Annotated in this window: 21 protein-coding genes; 12 read left to right on the forward strand and 9 right to left on the reverse strand. The window is 42.0% G+C overall.

Annotated elements, in window-relative coordinates; all coding sequences use genetic code 11:
• Positions 1-7 precede the first annotated feature (7 nt).
• The 4 genes from CWC18_RS16830 (at position 8) to CWC18_RS16845 (ending at position 4879) form a co-directional block, all read left to right on the forward strand.
• Positions 8-1339, forward strand: coding sequence for a sensor histidine kinase (locus CWC18_RS16830; RefSeq protein ID WP_138675739.1), 1332 nt, complete (start codon positions 8-10; stop codon positions 1337-1339).
• 172 nt (positions 1340-1511) lie between these two features.
• Entirely contained in the window at positions 1512-3299 is a 1788-nt protein-coding gene (locus CWC18_RS16835) for a glycoside hydrolase family 3 protein (protein ID WP_138591381.1), read from the forward strand.
• Positions 3300-3319: 20 nt separating this feature from the next.
• Entirely contained in the window at positions 3320-4117 is a 798-nt protein-coding gene (locus CWC18_RS16840) for a D-glutamate cyclase family protein (RefSeq protein ID WP_138591363.1), read from the forward strand.
• Positions 4118-4126: 9 nt separating this feature from the next.
• A complete protein-coding gene (locus CWC18_RS16845; protein ID WP_138591364.1) occupies positions 4127-4879 on the forward strand; it encodes a 5-oxoprolinase subunit PxpA in 753 nt (250 codons plus the stop codon).
• A gap of 158 nt (positions 4880-5037) precedes the next feature.
• On the opposite strand, the gene CWC18_RS16850 is transcribed toward CWC18_RS16845, so the two are convergent.
• From CWC18_RS16850 to CWC18_RS16860, 3 genes are all read right to left on the reverse strand, one after another.
• Positions 5038-5763, reverse strand: coding sequence for a YebC/PmpR family DNA-binding transcriptional regulator (locus tag CWC18_RS16850; RefSeq protein ID WP_138591365.1), 726 nt, complete (start codon positions 5761-5763; stop codon positions 5038-5040).
• Positions 5764-5855: 92 nt separating this feature from the next.
• The gene (locus tag CWC18_RS16855) at positions 5856-6488 is read right to left on the reverse strand and encodes an HAD family hydrolase (RefSeq protein WP_432760754.1); all 633 of its coding nucleotides are present in this window, start codon (positions 6486-6488) and stop codon (positions 5856-5858) included.
• Positions 6489-6698: 210 nt separating this feature from the next.
• A complete protein-coding gene (locus CWC18_RS16860) occupies positions 6699-7250 on the reverse strand; it encodes a DUF6702 family protein (RefSeq protein WP_249348086.1) in 552 nt (183 codons plus the stop codon).
• A gap of 487 nt (positions 7251-7737) precedes the next feature.
• Between CWC18_RS16860 and CWC18_RS16865 the strand changes: the two genes are divergently transcribed.
• The 4 genes from CWC18_RS16865 to CWC18_RS16880 are packed head-to-tail and all read left to right on the forward strand — an operon-like array spanning position 7738 to position 13568.
• Positions 7738-7977: a hypothetical protein gene (locus CWC18_RS16865; RefSeq protein WP_138591366.1), complete on the forward strand. Its 240-nt coding sequence runs from the start codon at positions 7738-7740 to the stop codon at positions 7975-7977.
• Positions 7978-8031: 54 nt separating this feature from the next.
• Positions 8032-9249 (forward strand): exonuclease SbcCD subunit D C-terminal domain-containing protein, encoded by a 1218-nt coding sequence (locus CWC18_RS16870; protein WP_138591367.1) that lies wholly within the window; start codon positions 8032-8034, stop codon positions 9247-9249.
• Positions 9246-12899 carry an AAA family ATPase gene (locus CWC18_RS16875; protein ID WP_138675740.1) on the forward strand — a complete coding sequence of 1218 codons (3654 nt, stop codon included), beginning with the start codon at positions 9246-9248 and terminating at the stop codon, positions 12897-12899. The genes CWC18_RS16870 and CWC18_RS16875 overlap by 4 nt, the downstream gene beginning before the upstream one ends.
• Before the next feature lie 3 nt (positions 12900-12902).
• The gene (locus tag CWC18_RS16880; RefSeq protein WP_138591369.1) at positions 12903-13568 is read left to right on the forward strand and encodes a class I SAM-dependent methyltransferase; all 666 of its coding nucleotides are present in this window, start codon (positions 12903-12905) and stop codon (positions 13566-13568) included.
• Here CWC18_RS16880 and CWC18_RS16885 read toward each other — a convergent pair.
• Genes CWC18_RS16885 through CWC18_RS16895 form a run of 3 tightly spaced genes read right to left on the reverse strand, consistent with a single transcriptional unit; the run spans position 13525 to position 14938 of the window.
• Positions 13525-13923, reverse strand: coding sequence for a response regulator (locus CWC18_RS16885; RefSeq protein ID WP_138591370.1), 399 nt, complete (start codon positions 13921-13923; stop codon positions 13525-13527). The two genes, CWC18_RS16880 and CWC18_RS16885, sit on opposite strands and share 44 nt — an antisense overlap.
• A 38-nt stretch (positions 13924-13961) precedes the next feature.
• Positions 13962-14489: a DUF6942 family protein gene (locus tag CWC18_RS16890; RefSeq protein ID WP_138675741.1), complete on the reverse strand. Its 528-nt coding sequence runs from the start codon at positions 14487-14489 to the stop codon at positions 13962-13964.
• Positions 14486-14938, reverse strand: a complete 453-nt coding sequence (locus CWC18_RS16895) for a YaiI/YqxD family protein (protein ID WP_119860893.1) — start codon at positions 14936-14938, stop codon at positions 14486-14488. Before CWC18_RS16895 ends, CWC18_RS16890 begins: the two co-directional genes overlap by 4 nt.
• A gap of 111 nt (positions 14939-15049) precedes the next feature.
• On the opposite strand from CWC18_RS16895, the gene CWC18_RS16900 reads away from it, so the two are divergent.
• The 3 genes from CWC18_RS16900 to CWC18_RS16910 all read left to right on the forward strand — a co-directional run bounded on the left by CWC18_RS16900 (position 15050) and on the right by CWC18_RS16910 (position 19382).
• Entirely contained in the window at positions 15050-15580 is a 531-nt protein-coding gene (locus CWC18_RS16900) for a lipocalin family protein (RefSeq protein WP_138675742.1), read from the forward strand.
• 168 nt (positions 15581-15748) lie between these two features.
• A complete protein-coding gene (locus CWC18_RS16905) occupies positions 15749-17644 on the forward strand; it encodes an alkaline phosphatase PhoX (protein ID WP_138675743.1) in 1896 nt (631 codons plus the stop codon).
• 76 nt (positions 17645-17720) lie between these two features.
• The gene (locus CWC18_RS16910; RefSeq protein ID WP_138675744.1) at positions 17721-19382 is read left to right on the forward strand and encodes a hypothetical protein; all 1662 of its coding nucleotides are present in this window, start codon (positions 17721-17723) and stop codon (positions 19380-19382) included.
• Between the two features lie 514 nt (positions 19383-19896).
• Here CWC18_RS16910 and CWC18_RS16915 read toward each other — a convergent pair.
• From CWC18_RS16915 to CWC18_RS16925, 3 genes are read right to left on the reverse strand one after another with little or no spacing between them, the layout of a single operon-like run.
• Complete coding sequence (locus CWC18_RS16915; protein WP_138675745.1) at positions 19897-20229, reverse strand: DUF3325 domain-containing protein; 333 nt, start codon at positions 20227-20229, stop codon at positions 19897-19899.
• Positions 20226-21812 (reverse strand): PepSY-associated TM helix domain-containing protein, encoded by a 1587-nt coding sequence (locus tag CWC18_RS16920; RefSeq protein WP_138675746.1) that lies wholly within the window; start codon positions 21810-21812, stop codon positions 20226-20228. Before CWC18_RS16920 ends, CWC18_RS16915 begins: the two co-directional genes overlap by 4 nt.
• On the reverse strand, positions 21809-22111 hold the full coding sequence (locus tag CWC18_RS16925) for a hypothetical protein (protein ID WP_138591377.1): 303 nt from the start codon (positions 22109-22111) through the stop codon (positions 21809-21811). Before CWC18_RS16925 ends, CWC18_RS16920 begins: the two co-directional genes overlap by 4 nt.
• 208 nt (positions 22112-22319) lie before the next feature.
• On the opposite strand from CWC18_RS16925, the gene CWC18_RS16930 reads away from it, so the two are divergent.
• Positions 22320-22892, forward strand: a complete 573-nt coding sequence (locus CWC18_RS16930) for a uracil-DNA glycosylase family protein (protein WP_138591378.1) — start codon at positions 22320-22322, stop codon at positions 22890-22892.
• Positions 22893-22915 lie beyond the last annotated feature (23 nt).

The raw sequence follows: 22915 nt of genomic DNA on the forward strand, positions 1-22915 counted from the left end.
GCGCAACATGCCAAAACAACGCAGCATAGAAAGTAATATTGCACGCCTGTCACTGATTTCAAACCTGATACTCATGGGCTTACTTATTATATCGCTGCTAGTGTTTGATATATCACAGTGGCTCATATTACTTATCGGTGTATTAAGCAGTTTGCTGGTGCTCTGGACAACACAACAAATAAAACAACGCTTAACCTATCAATCGAAAAGCCAAGCAAACTTACTCGAAGCACTCATTTGTGGTGATTATAGTTTGCGTGCTCGGCGCTTTCCCAACGAACATGGCGTATCGCCTCTTACCAATACAATTAATCAACTTGCTGAGCGCCTCAGCAAACAACGTTGGCAATCTGTAGAAAGTCAGCTTTTGGTACAAACCATATTAGAACACATTGATATTGCTATTTTGGCACTGGATAAGCACCATTGTATTACCCTCTATAACCCAGCCGCGGAACATCTGTTTGGCCAGAGTATTTCTTATGCACAAGCATCGCTTCCAAAGTCACTGCATATTGCAAAATCACTTAAGTGTGGGGCGCGCAAAATAATTGAACTTAAAGCCCATGATCAGCTTACCAAATTTAGCTTACAGGTTGAGCAGTACAAAGACAGTGGCCAGACTAAGAAGCTATTACTTATTAGTAATGTACACACGATACTTCGCACCGAACAACAGCATGCATGGCAACACCTTATCCGTGTAATAAGCCATGAAATCAATAATTCTTTGTCACCCATCAGCTCAATCAGTCAAACGTTATGCAAAGTCATTGGCAAACAGCGCCCATACCCACAACAAAACCAGCTTATTAGTAGCCTGCAATTAATAGAAAAACGGGCATCTGGGCTAGGTACTTTTATTGAAGGGTATCAGCAAATTGCAAAACTGCCAGCTCCTACTTTAGCACCTTGTGTTTTGTCATCACTACTAAAAAAATGTACTACCCTGTTTCCAGAAATACGCAGTGATATCTCAGCAAGCTGCAATATCACACTAAACATTGATGTAATTCAGTTTGAACAAGTGCTGATCAATGTATTTAAAAATGCTTGTGAAGCCACGCCAACAGAGACACAAACACACATAGATATTCACTGTTATCAGACCCCGAAAAAAATACATATCACTCTTACTGACAATGGGTTGGGAGTCAATAATGCTGAAAACCTATTCGTACCTTTTTACAGTACAAAGGCGCAAGGATCGGGGATTGGGTTGGTATTGTGCCGACAAATCATTGAAGCCCACCAGGGCCGGCTATCTTTGGAAAATAACCCCTCAAGAACAGGCTGCATTTTAACCATTGAACTACCTTTACAAAGCAGTATGTCGTAACACAGATCATTCATCACCCATTAATGACAGCAAGGGTCAAATAGTCATGCGATTATTTTTGCTATATACCCTGTCATATCAATGCTAAATTAGCGCCTAATCATCTGATGTCTTTGATAAGTTTAGTATGGCAATCACAAAAATTTTAAACCCTTTAGGTATCGTATTCGCTATGGCATTTAATCATCTTGCAGTCGCAAACAAATCCGTCACCCAACAGCTAGGCCAAAAGCTTATGCTCGACTTTCGCTACTACTGTGAAACTGGTAACAGTACAGCGTGTCGCAGCCCAATGACTAAACTGCCTCAAGAACTGGCAAACGCGATCACCAAATATCATATTGGCGGCGTTATTTTATTTGCCGAAAATGTACAAGATACCGCTCAAATTGTCACATTAAACACTGCTTTACAAAATGCCGCTACGCAACCTTTGTTTATCGCCATTGATCAAGAAGGGGGACGAGTTGCCAGAATTAATAGAGAAGTCGCTACCTCTTTTACTGGCAACATGAGTATTGGTGCAACTTATCCAAAACAGGGTACTTACTATGCGACCCAAGTCGCTAAAGTAATTGGTAAAGAACTTAATAGCTTGGGAATTAACGTCAATTTTGCACCCACTGTAGACGTAAATATGAATGCAGCCAACCCCGTTATCAATGTACGCTCTTTTTCAGAAAACCCGGATGAAGTCGCGAAACTCGGGGCTGCGCAAGTGGTGGCATTTGAAAATGAGCAGGTTATTTCTGCGCTAAAACACTTTCCAGGGCATGGCGACACCCATGTTGATAGCCATACCGGCTTACCTCGGGTTGATCATGATAAAAAGACGATTTGGCAAAATGATTTAGCGCCATTTAAATATATTATTGATAAACATGCCCCAGGCATGATCATGACGGCACACATTCAATACCCTGCGCTTGATGACTCCTTACTTGAAAATAAAGAAGGGGAAAAAATGCTCAAACCGGCAACGATGTCTCGGGCGATCATGCATGACTTGCTTCGTACAGAGCTGAACTACCAAGGTGTGGTTGTCACAGACGCGCTTGATATGGCGGGCATAAGCGATTTTTTTGACCCTGAGACAGCCGTCATTGAAACATTTAAAGCTGGCGTTGATATTGCGCTGATGCCAATTGCGATCAGAACAACTGATGATATAAAAAAGCTTGATAAGCTGTTCACTAGACTCGTTAATGCAGTGAACACAAATACATTAGATAAAAATGAGTTAGCAGAGTCAGCACAGCGCATTGCAGTGTTAAAACAGCGCTTTCTAAGCCAGCCTTCAACGTTATCTGTCAATATTGCTCATGCAACGCTTGGTAACCCGAGTCATCGTAAGCTAGAAGCTGATTTAGCACTCGCCGCCATCACGCAAGTAAAAAATAATCAATTGCTACCAATCAAACCCGCTAATAAGTCTCTGCGACTCAAGCGCCTTCACCTGATCATGCCAGATACGCGCAAATGTATTGCTTTAGAACAAGCATTACAAAACTTAAGTGATAATGCGTTTACTATTACATGTAGCAGCTTACAGGGGTTTGATACCAAACTGAGCAAAAATACCATTAAAGACGCCGATGTGGTAATTGCCGCCCACGCGAGTCCGCAGCAAAGTGCAGTCGAGATTGGCGGAATGGATGACATTACAAAGATATCAGCACACAGCTTATCTCGCCATGAGCAACCAAAAGCACTTCGCGCGCAGCTTGAGTATGCCAAACAGTTACAAAAGCCTTTACTGTTCATTAGCTTACGTGCTCCCTATGAAATTACAGACTATGAACGACTCAGTGACGCAATTTTAGCAAGCTATGCCTATAATATTGATATCGACAATAAAAATCAGGTAGCTGGCCCTGCATTCACCGCGCTTGCTCGGGTCATATTGGGCCTTGACGTTGCACATGGTAAATTACCTGTCACGGTGCCGCTGCCTAAATAACACTTTTAGGGGCCTTAATTATGGATCCATCGGCGTCATTAACCGCACCACATGCGATACGAAAAATGATCCGAGAAGGTGACTATTCTGGCCCCACTATTGGCTTTGTGCCTGGTTTTACACAGTGCAATATTATTATTCTACCAAAAGAATACGCCTATGATTTTTTGCAATTCTGTCATTTAAACTCAGATGCATGTTCGCTGATGGCCTATAGCCCAGCACCCGGATCTTATACCCTAGATACCCTAGGGACAGACATCGACATTCGTACTGACCTCCCTCGCTATCGCGTGTTCAAGCAAGGCCAATTAATAGAGGATGTCAATGATATCTCGCCTATCTGGCAGTCTGATTTGGTCGCATTCGCTTTAGCCAGTTACCTGAGCTATGACTATGCACTCGATTGTGCTGGATTAAAACACACTTCAATCAACCCTCTACATGGCTTGCCCTTATACATTTCAACGTTGCCTTGTCAGTCGGCAGGCATTTTTTCAGGGTTTAATGTCGTCAGTATGCGCGCATTTAGGCCTGATGAAATTGTAAAAGCGGTACAAGTAGGGGCTATTAATCGCTCACCTCATGGTATTCCCGTGCACTTTGGTGAACCTGCAGATATTGGTATTTTTGATTTAGCTAAGCCGGCATTTGGTGAACCCATAGAAGTCACAGACAAAAAAATACCGGTATTTTGGACATCTAACATGACAGCCCAACTCGCTATTACCAAAATAGCCCCAAAATTGTGTATTATTAACAGCCCTGAACACTTGTTGGTAACCGATCAGCAAGATGTGAGCTTGGCAATAAAATAAGGTAAGAGCATGCTGTTAAATTGTGACTTAGGTGAAAGCTTTGGTGCGTGGACTATGGGGCTTGACCATAAAGTGATGGCCGAAATCGATTGTGCCAATATTGCCTGTGGCTTTCACGGTGGAGACCCTGATGTCATCGCTGCAACGCTGCAATTAGCAAAAAAGCATAATGTCATGATTGGCGCACATCCTAGTTACCCCGATAAACAAGGCTTTGGACGACGCTCAATGCAAATGCAACCGGCAGAGCTCATCAACTGCTTACACTACCAAATTTCAGCCCTAGAAGGCATGGCAAAAGTACAACATTTAACACTCAAGTATATAAAGCCCCATGGTGCGCTTTACAACGATATGATGCGCGATAGCACCATTTTAAATGTGGTTTTAGAGGCTATTGCTACTTACCCAAGCGATTTAAAATTAATGATGCTCGCTACTGCTAAACAAAATGAACATCGAAAACTCGCACAGGAATATGGTGTTGCTTTGCTATTTGAAGCATTTGCAGACCGTTTGTATACCGATGAAGGACTGCTAAGCCCTCGCAGTGAAGCCAATGCAGTTCATGATATTCCTGCTCTACTGGCGCAAGTAACGCAACTTATTAATCAGCACAGTGTACAAACTAGCTCAGGCAATGAGTTACCTTTAATGGCCGATACTTTATGTGTGCACGGTGATAATGAAGCCAGTATCTCGCTAGTCAAAGAGATCAGAGGTTTATTAAATAAAGCCGCTTCTTCAAGTTCAATGGCGTAAAGCCCCTTTACACTCGATTGCGACAATAACAGTAAGAGCGCGCTAAATAGCCAGAAAAAGACTCTAACGCACGTTGTTGCACACTCTATTAACTACTCCATAAGCCATAAAAAAACCGAGCTAATTGAGCTCGGTTTTTCGTATTTAACTAACTGCAATTATGCATTTACAATCGCATTGTGATAAACATTTTGTACGTCATCACAATCTTCAAGCATACCCATGAACTTTTCGAAATTTGCGATATCATCTTCATTCGTTATTTCAACTTGGGTCTGCGGAACAAAAGTGATCTCGTCTACTTCAAAGTTGATTTCAGGGAATGCCTCAGTAAGGGCTGTTTTCGCTTTGAAATATTCTGTATGAGGGGCAAACACTGAGACTTTTCCGTCTTCAACTTCCACATCAGTTACATCAACATCTGCCATCATAAGCGCTTCTAAAACCGCTTCATCGTCGTCACCAGCAAAACCAAGTATAGAAAAGTGGTCAAACATATGCGCGACACAACCTGGACTGCCGATCTTTGAATCTGTTTTTGTAAACGGTAAACGCACGTCTTTTATCGTACGATTAGGGTTGTCAGTTAAACAATCCACAATGACCATACAATTGCCTGGGCCATAGCCTTCATAGCGTGCTGGTGAATAGTCTTCACCCGCACCACCAGCTGCTTTTTCTAGCGCTTTATCAATAACATGCGCTGGAACTTGATCTTTTTTCGCTTTTTCTATTAAACGACGTAAAGACTGGTTTGTGTCTGGATCAGAGCCACCATTTTTCGCGACAACGTAAATTTCTTTACCATATTTTGAGTTTACTTTGGTTTTTGCCGCCGCCGTTTTTGCCATGGCGTTCTTGCGGACTTCAAATGCTCTGCCCATCTTAATTCTCGTTTTATAAATTAAATTGCCAAGATTTTAACAAGACTGAGTCAAATGAGCTAGAGCGGATGTAACTTTGTCCGACGATAAAATTAACGATGGGCTAAAATGAGCTCTGGTAACTCATTAAAATGCCGTAAAATGTATTGTGCCTCGGTGGCATAGGTTGGTACATCATCTGGGGCATAAAAACAGGCTCGCATACTCGCATTATGCGCTGCTTGAATATCGTAAAGGTAGTCGCCCACATAAATACAGTGCTTTGCATTAAAGCCCCATTGCTTCGCAATATCTAGCAAAGCGGTTGGATCTGGCTTTGCAGGAGCATCATCTCGCGTGATCAAATGTGAAATCGATATAGCGCATTGCTTCAATTTAAGCTCTGCCGCTTTTCCATAATTTCGCGTCACAATGGCCATTGGGATACCCAAATGATGAAGCTGCTCTAAACTTTCTTGAACACCGGGCAGTACCTGTGAATGCTGAGCATCCATTAGCTCATGCTGATGTACGATATGCATGGCTTCCTCGCGCATGTAGGCTGACGGCAAGTGCTCTATGTATGTTAATAAGTCTTGGTCGTGTGGACACCCAACTTGTGCTTTGATAATTGAAAAATCGAGTGAAGAGCTGACCAGCGTGCCGTCTAGGTCGAAAATCACGCCCTTAATTTGTGGTTGGATCACTGCTTTAATATTTCGTTGCATTGCCGTTACATGTTCCATGGTTTCCTTGCCCAAAAAGCGTGTCTAAATATAACTCTAGTTTACGATATCCTAGCTTGCAAAGATCACCTAACAATGAAATTTTCTCACCACATATTCGTTCGATTTGACTAGGGCTGTTGATCTTTTAGGTCTGTTTTTTTAGACCGTGATTTGGCCTTTTGACTCGAATTTATAACAGTGGTAAGACAGAATTCAATTAGCCGCGAGCTAGGGCTCAAGGTTAACCGACAACCAATCGTCATTACCATTGAAATGTAATGAACGCGTCGCATTGTGCACTTTAAAATTCACCATATTGACTTGCGCACACCACACATCTCGTAGCACTGTATTTTGCATACTTAACCGGGCGGTATCATCAGGTAAGGTTGACTGCTGATAAACAAAGAAAAATGGATTATGAATACGCGCCCCAGCATTGCGTAACGTTAATAGCTGACCATTCGGCTGCTTTAACCTAATATGCGCATGGACATACTCTGCAAATTTATTTTGCGCAGCCCGATCGGAGAATATATCTGCTTCATCGCCAAATAAATGTGCCACGGCGTGTTCCACATCATGTAAGTAGTAACGATGTGTCAACTCTAACTCGCTACTGGTCTCATTCACAACGACTGTGCTGAGTGCCGTTTTTAATTGGTGAGCATGACCATTGAGTGGCAACCACAGTAAAAAAGCCCCAATGAGCACTGTGCAACGGCCTCGCTTTATTGCAGATTTTTTATTTACTGAATTGTGCTGCCGTGAGGATATCAAAATAGCTTCCTTAAACATGCCTGTTAAAACATCAAAATAAACGTACAAATCGCCGTTCATACCCAAGCAGTAACGACTTGCTTATTTGATGGCCGATTTAGCTAATCTAGCAAATAAAACGCTTAGCAAACAGTCTAATTTTATTACAGCTAATGAGATAATGTAACAATAACAGAAACATGGAAAATAACACGCTATTCAGCTGTGATTAATTACTTCAGACTAAAGTACAAGTGAAACCGTTTAAAAACTCGACTTTACTGGGTTAATTAAAGCATTCAAAGGCGTGCCATTGTGATATTTTTGAAAGTTATTATGCTCATTTTTGAAATAAATAAAGAAAGGGCAAAAAAAGTATTGATATTTGGACCAATTTATCTTTAAAATCGCGCTCTTTTTTATTTCAGAGAAAATAAGGCCTAAAAACTTGGCGTCAGTTTTGCTCTGTAATTTATACCCGTTTAGTCATAGACAAGTGGTGAGCAGTATGGATTTTTACATCCTAAAAAAACAAGAAAAATTAGTTGCCATCCCTGCAGATGAGCAAAACTGCAAGCAATATTTAGATGAAGGCTACTTTTATGTAGATAAAATCGCTGCGTGTAATGAAAAATCTGCATTAAAAAGGCAACAGGCAAAACAAAATAGGTTTTTTAAAACACCTACTTTATTGTTATTGCTTGTTTTACCAATCATTATTTTTGCTTCGTTACAGATAACCCGTTAAACAAATCTGCTTTGCAATGCTATATTAGCGTCTTGATGAGTATAGGGACGCTTAATGAAAGTACTGCACACCTCCGACTGGCACCTTGGTCAGCAATTTTATGAACATAACCGGACACAAGAGCATAACGCTTTTCTCTCTTGGCTTTGCGACACACTTGCTGAGCAAGCAATTGATTTATTGGTGATTGCAGGGGATATATACCATACTGCAACTCCTCCAGCCTACGCAGAGCAACAACTATACACTTTCATTAAACATGCCAAAGCGAGCCGGCCAGCTTTGCAAGTCGTGATCATCGCCGGTAATCATGACTCAGCAAATCGCATCGAAACAGCCAAACCCCTATTGCAAGCGTTTGATACCCAAGTTGTTGGCAGATATAACAAACATGCACCTGAGGAGGTTGTGTTATCCATAGCAAGCGAGCAGGGCCCTTTAACGGTTGTCGCAATGCCCTTTTTACGCGCTGGCGATTTAACACTTGATAACCAGCTTCCAGATGCTTATCAGCAAGGGGTTAATGCAGCCTATCACCAGAGTATTTCCCATGCACTGTCGATTAAGCAAGGCCCTTTATTGGTTATGGGACACCTGCATGCCAAAGGCGGGGATATCTCCAGTGATTCAGAGCGCAATATCGCGATAGGTGGGTTTGACTCTATCAACGCCTCTATATTTTCAGACCATGCAGATTACGTCGCACTGGGTCATTTACACAAATCACAACGCGTCGCAAAAAGCGAATTCATACGATATTGCGGCACGCCAATGCCCATGTCGTTTTCAGAACGGCACTATCAACATCAGGTACTCATAGTGCAATTTAATGCCCAAACCTGCACGTCTGTAATACCGTTACTGGTACCACGCTATCAAGATGTGTGCTTATTGCCCGAAAAAGGCAGTGCCACCCTTGATGAACTGTGCGAGTTAATAAGCCAGCTACCGAGCGAGCAAGATACCCCACCTCTTTATGTACGCTTGCGGCTAAACGCTACAGAAACAGACAGCCAGTTTCGCGCAAAAATAGATGCAGCGTTAGCTGGCAAGCATGTGCTTTTTTGCGGTATTGAACGTGTGCGACCCAATGCCGATCATGATCAACAAGCACAGTTTGACGATTTGGGCAGTGTGGAGCAGCTCGATCCCGCTCAGTTACTCGATTTGGCATTTAAACACCACATGGGGAGCACTGAGCAAGTGCCCGACGCAATACAACAGTGCTTAGCTCACGTACTCACTACATTGGATGAGGTAGACCAATCATGAAGCTCATTAGCGTCACGCTGACCAATCTCGCATCCATCACCCAGGCAACAATTGATTTTGAGCAAACACCACTGCAACAAAGTGGTTTATTTGCTATTACCGGCGATACGGGCGCAGGAAAAAGCACCTTGCTCGATGCCATTTGCTTAGCGTTATATGCAAAGACCGCTCGCCTTAAAAACGATTTAAAAAATACGGTTGCCTTTAATGGTGACGAAATAAAGCTGAATGACCCTCGTAATTTATTACGCCGAGGATGTGCACAAGGCAGCGCCGAAGTGCTATTTATCGGACAAGACAATCAACGCTACAAAGCGTGCTGGAAGGTCGCACGAGCACGCAACAAAGTAGATGGCCGGCTTAAAGTAGCCGAACACGAAATATACGCTTTAGCTGATGAGACACTCATTGCCCAAAAATCAGCCGCAGTAAAGTGCACAGAGCAGCTTATTGGCTTAAACTTTGAGCAATTCACTCGCGCTGTACTGCTTGCTCAGCATGAATTTTCAGCCTTTTTAAAAGCCAGCAGTGATGAAAGGGCACAACTGTTAGAGTGTTTAACGGGGACTGATAAATTTAGCCGCATCGGACAGACAATATTCGAGCTACATAAAAATAAAAAAGTCGAATTAGCGCAATTGCGTTTGAGCTTAGAGGCCTATTCGTTGTTAAGTGATGAGGAGCTTAATGAAATTACGATACAAAATAAGCAACATCACGCAGCATTAGAAGAGTATAAGCAACAGCAAAAGCACATAGAACAGCAAAAAAACTGGCTGCAAACTGGCCAAGCTATACAAAGCAAAGTACAAGATCATACCACGCAGTTAAATCATGTTGCAGAGCAGCTTTCAACACAATCAGCAGAATTTGAGTTGGCACAATTGGCAACCGTTGTAGCGCAAATCTCAGATAATAGGGCTCAAGCCAAGCAGCTCATATTACAACACAAAGAATGTACTTTAGAGCATGCGCAGCTTAATAAGGAGGATCTCACTGAAGAGATCAGAAAAAAAGAAGCCCAGCAACGCGACTTCATTGCTATCGAATCACAAGCTAAAGCAACCTTTGAACAACAACAGCCAAGTATTATTCAAGTGAGAACACTTGATACAAACCGCACCGCAAACAAAACCCAATTAGACAATGCACAGCGCGAGGTTGAGACAATACAAGGTACGCTCGATAAAACAGGAGCAGAGCAGCAAGCCCTGCAGAAAAACTTGTCGGACGATAATGCCAAAGCCACACAATTGCGTGACACATTAAATAGCGATCCTCAGGGTATGGCTGCTTTGCCACATTGGCAACACCTCAGTGCATTGCTATTGAAGTTAGAACAATTAGCGACTCAACGAACTACGCTCAGCGATGAACGCCAAGCAGCGACTCAACAAGTCACTCAGCTTGCTGAACTGTGTGCACCGCTCACACTGCAAGTCGACAAACAGCAGCAACACAGTTTACAGATTGAGACACAATTAAACGCCCTAAAACAAGAGATTGCTCAGCTTGACTATGAAGCCATTCAACAGCGCCGTTTTGCGTTGCAGAGCGGGTTAGCGTGCAAAGAATCACTGCGTAATGTCGATACTGAGTTAACTCAATTACAGGTAGAATTAGATAAAACTCGCCACCAACAGCACAGCTTAACGCTACAACTAAAAGATACTGAGCAACAAACCGAGTTAGCAAAACAGCGTGTAGCACTCACTCAGGATAATTATAGCCAAGTACAACTGAGAGCCAGTGAAAATATTAGTGCCTTACGCAGTGCGCTTCAGCCAGGAAAAGAGTGTGTCGTCTGTGGCGCAACAGCGCATCCCTACGGCGTAGAGCATATCGATGAACATTGGCAAAATTTGCTCGATGACTTTAAAGTGCAAAAAGCGCAAGCAGAGCAAGCATTACAACAAGCTCAAACGCGTTATACTGAGCACTTGAGTACACTCGAAGCCGCTAATGTCCAACTACAAGTCACGTTGCAGCAGCAAGCGCAACTAGAGCTCAAATCGCAGCAATTAAACACACAGTTAAATGAATTGGGCGAAGTTGCTACTTTATCTGATGAGCAGTGCCATAGCCAAATAACATCATTGCAAGCACAGCTAACACAATATAGTGCGCTATCAGCCCAACAACAGGATACGTGGCAACAGTTTCAACATGCTCAAACCGCATTGCAAGCAGTTCAAACTGAGCTGAAAAATACCGAACAAGCTTTACAACAACACCAGCACACAACACAACATTGTAACCACCAGTTAACACAGTTAAACCAAGATATCTACGACATTGAGCAACAAGCCCAGCAGCTTTTTAATGATGAGGATTGGTGGTCACTTTTTTCAGAACAAAATCACCAAGCGCGGTTATCTCTCACAGTACGCATTGAACAGCTACAACATGTTGAGCACTCTCTGAACCTCCTAACCACATCGCAACAAAATACGCACAATGCATTAGATGTCATTTTAGCGCAGCATGCAGAGCAAACGCAGCAAGGTGTAAATGCACAGCATCGCGTTGATACCTTAGCTGCCAGTGCACTGCAACTTGATCAAGCACGCGCATTATTGCTGCCCCTTGAGCAAACACCTGAACAGTGGCAACAAGCTTTGCAATTGGCCGTAGATAATGCGCAGCAACAAGTCGTTGAAATAAAAAGTGTGCTTGCAACGCTTACCCATGCTCTGCAAGAAAAAACCTTGAAACAAGCCAATTTGCAGCGGCAACTGAGCCAAATCGACCAGCAAACTGAAACCGTGGAACAGCGCTTTGTACAGTGGCTGTCGCAGCAACAGCAAGTCTTCCCGCAGTTAGACGCTGAGTTAATCGACTCAATTTTATCCCAAGACCAAACGCACTTTTTGGCATTGCATGCACAGCACAAGCAACTAACAACACAGCATGATCAAATACAAGCGACTTTGGCACACCTGCAAGCTGAATATACTCAGCATCAAGCACATGCGATGACTGTTCGGTCTGTCACTGAACTTAACGCAAGCCTTGATAGACTAAATCAACAACAGCAAGCGACTCAAACGCTGTGGCTTGAATGTAATACTTTGCTGACCCAGCACGAAAGGAATGTGGCGCAATTACAAGAAAAACAAACACAGCTGTCTGCCCTACAGGCAGATTACGAACACTGGTATTTACTCGACAAACTACTAGGCGATGCCACAGGGAAAAAGTTACGTAACATTGCCCAAACGCAGACCTTAAAAATATTATTACAATATGCAAATCAGCATCTTCAAAGCCTATCAAAACGCTACAAGTTAACGGTGATTGGCCACTCACTTGATATTGCCATTATTGATAAAGATATGGCTGACGAGCAACGCTCTGTGAATACCTTATCTGGTGGCGAGTCATTTTTAGTGTCTCTAGCCTTGGCATTGGGACTTGCTTCTTTATCTTCGAACAAAGTACACATTGGTTCGCTCTTTATTGACGAAGGCTTTGGTACTTTAGATCCAGAAACATTGAGTGTCGCGCTAGATGCGCTAGACTCTCTACAAGCACAAGGGCGCAAAGTAGGAGTCATTTCACACGTAAGTGAAATGACCGAACGCGTAGCGACGCAAATACAAGTTAAAAAGCAACCCGGTGGCTATTCAAGCCTTACGGTAAAAGGATAATGTATGCCGCACTTTCAAGGTGATGAAGCTGTAAATTATGATGCAAAAATTACAAAGTTAGTGCCTGGGTATGAGCTGCTACACCAGCTCACTGGCGCACAGTTACTCACTTTGCTCCCTGATGATTCTATTATTTTAGTCGTTGGTGCGGGAAGCGGTCGAGATATCATAGAACTAGCCAGTATAAATGAAAGTTGGCACTTTATTGCCCAAGATATCTCTGCTGATATGCTCGATATAGCAGAAGCACAATTTACCGACCATAGTCTGCTATCTCGTGTTACGTTTCATTATGGTGAACTCACCACATTAGATACACCCGTTGATGCGGCATTGTGTTTACTGGTAATGCATTTTTTACCCGACAACGGGAGTAAAGACACATTACTACACTCAATCCGACGTAACATGGTGCCATCAGGGACGCTCTTTATAGCTGATTTAGTTGTGCCTGAAACCAAATTTGAACGTGAAGCTCAACTGGCAATGTGTCGTACATTGGGGCTAACGGAAATAGGAGAGCAGCGTATGCGTCATAACTTGAGTCATGAGTTTTACCCACTTAATCGCATACGCTTGGCTGAATTACTTGAAATATCAAGATTTTCAAACCCTCATCACTATTTCAAAGCACTTGGCTTTTCAGGGATTGTTTGCCACGCTTTGTAGCAATACACTGAAGCTGTTTTTCTAAAGTTTTTAAGCAAAACGGCTTCACTATTATCCCATCAACTCTGGCGGAAATCAGCTTTAGCAACGTATGGCGATTGTCTTCACACGTCACCACCAAAATAGCCATCTTATGACAAGCAAGCTCGTGTTTTACTCTATCTATCAACATGGTGCCATCCATTTTTGGCATGTTCAAATCCGTCACTAACAGATCATACTTTTGTTTTTTCAAATAAGAGACAGCCTGCATGCCATCAGTCGCTTCTGTTATATCTGTGTATTTCAACTTGCGTAACATATTGATTAGAACATGCCGCATCAGTGGCATATCATCGACGACTAAAACCTTCATCCTTACTTAACTCTTATACCAACCTTGTTAGTGTGAGGTTAGTCAAGGCTATGTAAAATGCCACATAATTTACTAATTTTAATATTACTTAGCTGTCGGTAGTCAAAGTACGGACACACCACTAAGTTTAAGGTTCTATCGACTGCAAACTCGTCATCTAGCCATTCTAGTGTGTTAGTAAAAATATGATCTCGTAATAACTTTTTGGCATACGTTCTCCCTGCAACAACTTGATATTTGTAGAGTTTCTCACCAATCTTAGGAGGGCTAAACAACAAAGCTTCCTGACTATGCTGCTGTAATAAACAATTATCACGATATTTTTGCCATACATCATACTTAGTAAAATTATGATCTCTATGATTTAGCTGCGCAATGAACTTAGCATAAACATTGAACACTTTACGCCACCCATTTCCAGATGCCATATTAATCGCGTTAATTTCACCACCAATAAGTGCCTGTATTTTATTTAAATTATAATATTCGGACATGGGGGGAGGACGCTCAATATAAACAGCAATTAACCCCGTGTCAGCGCCAAAACCTTGAGTTAGTATTTTCATGATTTAGCACGTTGTAAAATACGGTCTAGCGCATTACCAAACGCTTGTTTATCAGTTGCTGACAGCTTTGCAGGGCCTCCACTCATTTCAACACCGCTGCTGCGCATTGTATCCATGAAATCACGCATATTGAGAATCGATTTAATATTATGCTCCGTATATTCTTCACCTCGGGGATTAATCGCATGTACTTTGAGCTCAACCACTTCAGCAGCTAGGGGAATATCTGAGGTGATAACGATATCGCCTGGTTGTACCCGCTTTACGATTTCATTGTCTGCAATATCAAACCCTTGATTAACCCGTAGTAACGTCACAAATTGAGTTGCAGGTACTCGCATTGCATGATTTGCCACAAGTGTTGTTTGTGTTTGCGTTCGCTGTGCTGCACGAAAAATAATTTCTTTTATTGGCGTAGGACAAGCATCTGCATCAACCCAAATTTGCATAGTAAAACCTCTGGTAGAATTGGTAGGTAAAATAATGATCTTGGTGACCATTGTAATCGTAACGCTCTATAATTTGAATTAATTAAACATTTTGACCGTAGGCATTACACCATGCACAGAATTATGACGTTTGTATGTATCTTATTTATCACTGGATGCACAGGCATAGCTGAAGGAATAAAACCGGTTCCCGAGCTCGACATCGAAAAATATCAAGGGAAGTGGTACGAGATCGCTCGATTAGACCATCGTTTTGAACGAGGGATGAGCAGTGTAACCGCAAACTATACATTGAAACCTGATGGCTATGTAGAAGTAATAAACAGGGGTTATGTCAATGAAGAGAACAACTGGAAACAAGCCATTGGCAAAGCCAAATTTGTCGGAGATAAACCAAACGGCCATTTAAAAGTGTCTTTCTTTGGCCCTTTTTATGGATCGTACGTTATTTTTGAACTAGATAAAGAAAACTATCAATATGCCTACGTTACTAGCTACAACAAGGACTATTTATGGCTGCTTTCAAGGACGCCTTTTGTCTCTGAACAACGTCTAACCCACTTTATTGCCACAGCCACGCGTTATGGCTTTGACACCGACGCGCTCATATTCATGACGCATAATGATACAAAAACACCTTAACGCTTTACTGTAAAGCCCCTTGACAGTGAAGCCCCGAACACCTCGCCTCAACAAGGCAGTCTTATAACTGTCTGAAAAAATTAATATTATTGTCAGGTACTTGTAACCGGTCCACGCAACACTGTTGTCTGTTTTAAAAACAACAATGATAGCAACCTGGAGTAACTGATGAATCGAGTAGCATATTCTCTACTAGCAAGTGCCGTCGCACTTGCTTTAACCGCCTGTAATGGCAACGATGGTGCCACTGGTGCTGCTGGCCCTGCGGGCGAACAAGGCGATGCGGGTATCAACGGCACAAACGGCAGTGATGGCCAAAACGGCGCTAATGGCCAAAATGGTGCTGATGGTACCACAGGAAAGAGCGGTGTAAACGGCGGTTCTGGTTTGATCCGTATTGCAACCGTGCCTGCAGGAGCGGAGGTAACGGGGTTACATTTAACACGACAAGGTGATCTATTTTTCAATATCCAACATCCCAATGATGCCAACACTGAAGTTGATAGTTTTAACCAAAAAACTTATCACACAGGGACCGTTGGTGTATTAAGTGGTGTGAACTTCAATGACTTACCTAGAAATATTGTCAGCTCTGCGGTACCACACAGTGATTCAGCCCTAGAACAACAAACCGTAGTCTCTGCGGTAGGCCAATATCAGATTTTAGGTCAAACTGGCGACACCTTCGCGCAATTAAATGAACAAGGTCTACCTGGCGGATTAGGGGTAATATACGGGATCAGTTCAAAACAAGAAATAATTAAAAATAACATGCCTGACTTTAATGGCTTTGTTCCTGCAGGTGACAACTCAGGTTACTTATTTACTAACTGGGAAGACTACCCAGGGGGCATGAGTCGCTTAAAAATGAGTAAAGCAACCAATGGCACTTGGTCTGTAGAAGAAGCCATGATGGTTGATTTTGATTCAGTAAAAGGGACGGCTGCAAATTGCTTTGGCTCCGTATCACCTTGGGGGACACCGCTCACCTCTGAGGAGTGGATCGTTGACTCAAAAGTAGATACCACAACAAACCCTGCTTGGAATAAGCCCACAGATGTCAGTTCTCGTTTAGAGAACTTCCGACAATTCCTTGCGCCAGAGTTCCCAAATCCTTACCGCTACGGCTATATCGCTGAGGTACAAAACCCAGCAACAGATACACCCGATGTAGTTAAACACTTTACTATTGGTCGTTATGAGCACGAAAACTCAGTGGTTATGCCTGACCGTCGCACCGTATACTCATCGCAAGATGATACCGGCGGTGTGCTATTTAAATTCATTGCCGATCAACCTGAAGACCTAAGCTCAGGTACATTATATGGCGCTAAGTTAACACAAGATGCCGGCCTTAATGACCCAGCAGTCACCGGATTTGATATTGAATGGGTTGAATTAGCATCCAATACCAATGCCCAAATAGAAACTTGGATTGCACAATATGATGACGTTACCAGTGCAGATTACGTAGAGGGACAAACAAGCTACCTATCTGTCGCTGATGTACAAGCATGGGTTGATGGTAAAGCGACCTACCCAACCGTTGCACAAGGTGGTGGTCCCATTACAGCGGGTAAGCCTATGGATGATCGAGTAGCATTCTTAGAGTCTCGCCAAGCAGCTCGCTTAAAAGGCGCAACGGCAGAGTGGCGTAAACTAGAAGGGATCAGCATAAACCATGACCGTGTACTAGAAGCAATTACGGGTCAGGATGTTATCGCGGATGAAATTGTAGAAAAAGCTTATATGTATATTGGCATTGCTGATTTAGACAGCACCATGACTGATGGTGAAGGCGATATACAATTATCTGCTCGTGTAAAGGACTGTGGCGGTGTTTATCGCGCAAGCATAGACAGTAGCTACAACCTGACACGTATTGAGCCTGTCGTTATGGGTGGTACATACCGTTCAAGTTTAACCGGCGCAGAGCGCTGTGATGTTAACCAGCTGTCTCAACCAGATAACGTCATTGTTATGCGTGATGGACGTATCCTGATTGGTGAAGATGGTTTTCAAAAAAACAATACTCTGTGGATGTATGATCCACAATCAAAGTAACCGTTAACATTGTATTAGTCTGAGCGGCAATCATCGCATTGCCGCTTTTTTAGCAACAAAAATAGAAGTCATAAAAATGAAACAGCTTCTCTTAATATTACTATTGCCTGTATCTATCACCGTGTTACTTGGCTGCTCAGAAGAAAACATCATCATCGGTACTGAACTTAACGCTAACACCCATACCGCAACACCCAGTGCCCCGCCATACAAAGTAGGAGATGACATTCCCGCACTGGCTTATATTGAACATAACGAAACGTACAATGCAGAATCGGTGATCCCACCGCAGTGCTATACCAAAACAAACGGTGTAAATAATCCGTGTTATGCATGCCACCAAACTGACCGTACGGATCTAAATAGGCCAAATCAAATGGCTGACGGTAATTTACAGGGTGACTATGAATTTTCAGATCTGGGAGTAAAAAACCACTGGAAAAACCTGTTTGTTGACCGAACAGACTTAATCAAAGGCATTTCAGATAAAACAATACTCGATTGGATAAACCAAGATAATTACAGTGAGTTTATCAAAAAACAGCAAGCCAACTCACAATGGCAAGGTGAGATCACCCCCATTAAAAACTTAGCGTACCCAGAAAAAGCATTTAACTCCCAGGGCTTTGCTAAGGATGGCAGCGGCTGGGTCGCATTCAACTATAAACCATTCCCTAGTACCTTTTGGCCTACGAATGGTTCAACTGGAGATGTCATGATCAGGCTGCCAAGTGCATTTAGGGAAGTGAAAGGCGTGTATAACCAAGACGCTTATCTTGCCAACCTCAGTCTTGTAGAGCTTGCTTTAAAAGGATTAGAAACAATCTCAACACCGCCAATCAATGAGCAACGAGTAGGCAGCGATTTAAATTCTGATGGCAAACTCTCTATCGTTAATCATATAACCAAACAACCCCACTATGTTGGCGATGCGACCTCACCGTTGGCATATCAGCTGTATCCAGAAGGCACCGAGTTTTTGCATACCGTTCGCTACATAGGCGTAGACAGTAACGGCACCATATTTAACGCGCCACGTATGAAAGAAGTCCGCTATATGAAAAAGCATAACTTTAAGTCTAAACAGGAACTTGGTACATCATATTATCGAGAAGCGAAAGAAAAATCATTTGAAAATCTACCTCAAACACTCTATCTCGGAGATCAAGGTATCAATAACAGTTTTGGCTGGACCATCAATGGCTACATAGAAGATACGCAAGGAGAATTAAGGCCTCAGCATAAACAAGAACTTGCTTTTTGTAATGGGTGTCACAAAACGGTTGGCTCAACATATGACCAAACATTTTCATTTGCTCGTAAAGTGACTGGTAAAAAAGGGTGGGGTTATATCGATTTAAAATCAATGACAGATGTACCAAATAAAGGTGAAACAGACGGAGAGTTTTTAACCTATATGGCGCGTGTTGGCGGTGGAGATGAGTTTAGGCAAAATCAAGAAATGCTTATGCGCTGGTTCAATGAGGATGGCCAACTTAATACTGAAAAAGTCAAAGCCACACCGACACTCTATGATCTTATTACACCATCTCCTGAGCGTGCACTGGCTTTAAATAAGGCCTATCTATCAATTGTCAAAGAACAGAGCTACTTATTTGGTCGGGATGCTACTTTAGTTAAAGCACACAATGTATTAGAGCACGTAAATGATAGCCAACAACCCCTTAAGCCAGAGCATCGTTATGTGTGGGATATGCAGTTAGCGTGGGCTGAGTGATAAAATAGTAATCTAGTAAGTAAAATAGTGATCTGTAGCGGTTCACTATTTTACTAACTTGATGGAAAATAAGACCTGCAAGAATATATTTTACCGCTATAGATCAGTATATTACTAACAATGATGAATGAGATCATATTTTTACTAACTAGGTACAAGCCAGATCGTTATTTTACTAACCCTTATTAAACAGATCATTATTTTACTAACTAATTCTGGGAGAAAAGTATAATTAGTACATAAAATCTGCCCTCATTCTCTTAGTTGTCTTGTATAGAATATTTTCAGATCAATTTTTTACTAACTAAAAGTGTATCAATCACATTTCTAGATCAGATTTTTACTAACGTAAGTACTGCAGTTATACGTTGAGATCAGATTTTTATTAACTTAAAAGAAAAAAGCTTGCTAGAGATCACGATATTACTAAGTTATGTTAGTAATATTGTGATCTATGAGGGGATGGCTATCTATTTAATCGTAAATTAAAGCTTAAACGCTAATAAATAGGTCATTAAATTAGCATTAAGATACTTGTTATAATTAATGATGTCGGAAGTACGTAAATAAGTGATCTCAGCTTTGCTGGTTGATAGCTTAGTACTAACGCCAAACACATCACCGAAATAGCCATATAGCCACAGAATAATACGCTGCCATAACCAAATTGGTGCCACATGCTGACCACCGCACTGGCTAATAAACAAACCCACGACATTATCAGTATGCGGCGACTCAACTTTGTATCAATTCGTACAGCGAATACGGCTTTATAATGACTACTTTTAGCCAACGCAAAGCCTGTAAAACCGGTAAAACAAAGCAAAAATGCAAGGAGCTGCGTCATACCACTTGCCCCTTTAATGTTCTACTAATCGCAGGATTTGCAGCGTCTTTGTTCGCCAGTTTGCGGCTTTGAATATAAAACACAGCGGCAGTGATTAAACACAATATATCAAACCCAGCTAAGACCCACTGCTGCTTTACTATATAACTTACTAAATTCCCCTGTGTTGTAAATGCATTACAAAGAGGTAATAAAAGCCATAATACGGCATTAAACTGTGCTAACTGACGCCATTGGGCAGTGCCCGCTTTGTACAAAGCCATGAGCGCCACACCCAGCCATCCTAAAAAGAAAAGGTGGATTTCAGCCTCAGCACGGCCTGTAAAACTGTCCGGTAATAAGCGATTAGCAAAGAAAAATGCTGCGGTCGCGACTGGCAACCCCATAATGGTTGCCAAATTAAGGCCTTCTACCAATCTGAGCCCAAAGCTTGCTGTTTTACCTACCTTCATACGTTCACGAATACGCTTTGCCCACATAACAGCACCACTACCTATCATGACACACCCAGCGATACCACACATAAAGAATAACCACCGTAAACCGGGTAATGCTAAACGTCCCGTATGTAACGCTATCATACCATCATATAGCGTTTCACTGACACTCAACTCAGTATTTGCCGTCATCACGAGTTCGCCCGTGACTGTATTGTATATCCATACGGGCATTTCATCTTGTACTTTGGTGCCCGTATTAGCATAAAATTTAAGTTGTGCTGTTTCATCTGATGGATGATCGACAATAACTCGCTTCACATCAATGTTTGGCCAGTTAGTATAAAACTGATCTACAAGTTGTTTCATAGGTAACATTTCAACCTGGTTCCCAGTAATATCGGCGTGTTGTCTGGCGGGGTTTAGATCGGCAAAAAAAGCTTTCCTCCCTTCCTCATATTGCGTCATCGCGGGGTAGGGAAATAACATGAAAATCAAAGTGACTAAACCTGTATAGGTGATCATAATATGAAATGGCAATGCCAATACAGATGACAAGTTATGTGCATCTAACCAAGTACGTACACCTTTTCCTTTTCTAAACTGAAACATATCTTTAAAAATGCGTTTATGGATCACGATGCCTGAAATCAAGCCAATCAACATAAATAAACTAGCCAAAGATACTAGCCAACGTGCAACAGTGCGGTCCATATAGTGTAAGTTAAAGTGAAGTCTATAAAAAAAAAGTCCACCTTTGCTATCTCTATATTCGTTTAGCGTTTCCTCAGTATTTGGATCCATAAACTGATCATGCCATTGACCGCGCTTCCCCTCTTTCCCTTTATCTTGATACGACACTTCAATCGCGCGAGTACGTTCAGAGGGTAAGCCAACCCACCAAGTTTCAGCATCCGCCGCATTAGCCTCTAAATGCTGTAACGCTGAGGTAATTTGACTCTGTTGTGACAACACTCGATTTTCTTGTGGCGCTACATCGTGAATAGCAGGCTGTGACCACAGTGTAATTTCATGACGGAAAAAGCTTAGGGTGCCTGCAAAAAAAATAAGAAATAATAACCAACATACTAAAAGACCTGTCCAAGTATGTAACCATGTCATTGAACGAAAAAAGCTATCTTTCATAACCAACCTTTAATAAATGCAAGTAATACAGCCTGACATGTACCTAATAATATTAAGAGCCCATATACTTTTTGTAGCTTTCGCACGCTAAATACCCAAATGAATACACATGCATAAACTAAAATACTCAAACTGACGGCAAGTAATACAGAATCCGTTTTTGGTAATGGCACCACAGCCGCAAGTAAAGAGACCGCAATTGCAGAAAAAACATAGCCACCAACAATGGCAGCGAAGAAACGCGAACACACTAAGAACGGAGCACTTTTAAACCAAGTACCTATATGAGATATAAACACGATAAAACCCTAGGGGATAAAATACAAAAAAATAAATTATGCTAAATCAGATACAAAAAAGATAGTCATTCTCATTTGTATTTGTATATAAATGAAACAAAAGGAAATTAATAACCAACTTGTACCTATTAATAACGCAGACCTCGTTCAGATACGAGAAAAGCAGTATACTTTAGAGCGCGTTATATGAAGGAAGCGGACGATTAATGTGACAATTTTAGATGAAATTAAACAGTGCAAAATATGTCATGACAACTTACCTTTAGGCGCGAACCCAACTATTCAAGGAAGCACCAACGCACGTATCCTCGTTGCAGGCCAAGCACCCAGTAAAAATGTACACCTTACAAATAAACCGTTTAACGATGCCAGTGGTGTGAGGCTCAGGTCATGGTTAAATGTCACCCGTGACGTATTTTATAACCCAAAGATATTCGCCATCGTACCCATGGCATTTTGTTACCCTGGCAAGGGAAAAAGTGGCGATCTTCCACCACCTCCGATATGTGCACAAAAATGGCGTAAAACATTATTGCAGTATTTCAATAAGGTCGAACTAACTATTGTGATTGGTCAATATGCACAACAGTATCATTTTGCAAACTTTACAAGCGTCACAGAACAAACTAAGCAGTGGCAAACGCAGTTACCAAACATAATAGCTTTACCACACCCGAGCCCAAGAAACCGACACTGGTTAGAGAAAAATAGCTGGTTCGAACGAGACGTTATACCAATATTGCAAACAACAACACACAAAATTATAACAAAAATTAAATGATTAAGGCAGGGCAAGATCATGAA

The sequence above is a fragment of the Pseudoalteromonas aurantia genome (assembly GCF_005886875.1).
Taxonomy (GTDB): domain Bacteria; phylum Pseudomonadota; class Gammaproteobacteria; order Enterobacterales; family Alteromonadaceae; genus Pseudoalteromonas; species Pseudoalteromonas aurantia_A.

What these genes read in the sequence shown, in the direction of transcription:
- CWC18_RS16835 (WP_138591381.1), top strand. Translation starts at nt 1,512, where the DNA reads ATGGCATTTAATCATCTTGCAGTCGCAAACAAATCCGTCACCCAACAG.
- CWC18_RS16905 (WP_138675743.1), top strand. Translation starts at nt 15,749, where the DNA reads ATGAATCGAGTAGCATATTCTCTACTAGCAAGTGCCGTCGCACTTGCT.
- CWC18_RS16870 (WP_138591367.1), top strand. Translation starts at nt 8,032, where the DNA reads ATGAAAGTACTGCACACCTCCGACTGGCACCTTGGTCAGCAATTTTAT.
- CWC18_RS16885 (WP_138591370.1), bottom strand. Translation starts at nt 13,923, where the DNA reads ATGAAGGTTTTAGTCGTCGATGATATGCCACTGATGCGGCATGTTCTA.
- CWC18_RS16845 (WP_138591364.1), top strand. Translation starts at nt 4,127, where the DNA reads ATGCTGTTAAATTGTGACTTAGGTGAAAGCTTTGGTGCGTGGACTATG.
- CWC18_RS16855 (WP_432760754.1), bottom strand. Translation starts at nt 6,488, where the DNA reads ATGGAACATGTAACGGCAATGCAACGAAATATTAAAGCAGTGATCCAA.
- CWC18_RS16920 (WP_138675746.1), bottom strand. Translation starts at nt 21,812, where the DNA reads ATGAAAGATAGCTTTTTTCGTTCAATGACATGGTTACATACTTGGACA.
- CWC18_RS16840 (WP_138591363.1), top strand. Translation starts at nt 3,320, where the DNA reads ATGGATCCATCGGCGTCATTAACCGCACCACATGCGATACGAAAAATG.
- CWC18_RS16850 (WP_138591365.1), bottom strand. Translation starts at nt 5,763, where the DNA reads ATGGGCAGAGCATTTGAAGTCCGCAAGAACGCCATGGCAAAAACGGCG.
- CWC18_RS16880 (WP_138591369.1), top strand. Translation starts at nt 12,903, where the DNA reads ATGCCGCACTTTCAAGGTGATGAAGCTGTAAATTATGATGCAAAAATT.
- CWC18_RS16910 (WP_138675744.1), top strand. Translation starts at nt 17,721, where the DNA reads ATGAAACAGCTTCTCTTAATATTACTATTGCCTGTATCTATCACCGTG.
- CWC18_RS16895 (WP_119860893.1), bottom strand. Translation starts at nt 14,938, where the DNA reads ATGCAAATTTGGGTTGATGCAGATGCTTGTCCTACGCCAATAAAAGAA.
- CWC18_RS16875 (WP_138675740.1), top strand. Translation starts at nt 9,246, where the DNA reads ATGAAGCTCATTAGCGTCACGCTGACCAATCTCGCATCCATCACCCAG.
- CWC18_RS16900 (WP_138675742.1), top strand. Translation starts at nt 15,050, where the DNA reads ATGCACAGAATTATGACGTTTGTATGTATCTTATTTATCACTGGATGC.
- CWC18_RS16865 (WP_138591366.1), top strand. Translation starts at nt 7,738, where the DNA reads ATGGATTTTTACATCCTAAAAAAACAAGAAAAATTAGTTGCCATCCCT.
- CWC18_RS16830 (WP_138675739.1), top strand. Translation starts at nt 8, where the DNA reads ATGCCAAAACAACGCAGCATAGAAAGTAATATTGCACGCCTGTCACTG.
- CWC18_RS16915 (WP_138675745.1), bottom strand. Translation starts at nt 20,229, where the DNA reads ATGACGCAGCTCCTTGCATTTTTGCTTTGTTTTACCGGTTTTACAGGC.
- CWC18_RS16890 (WP_138675741.1), bottom strand. Translation starts at nt 14,489, where the DNA reads ATGAAAATACTAACTCAAGGTTTTGGCGCTGACACGGGGTTAATTGCT.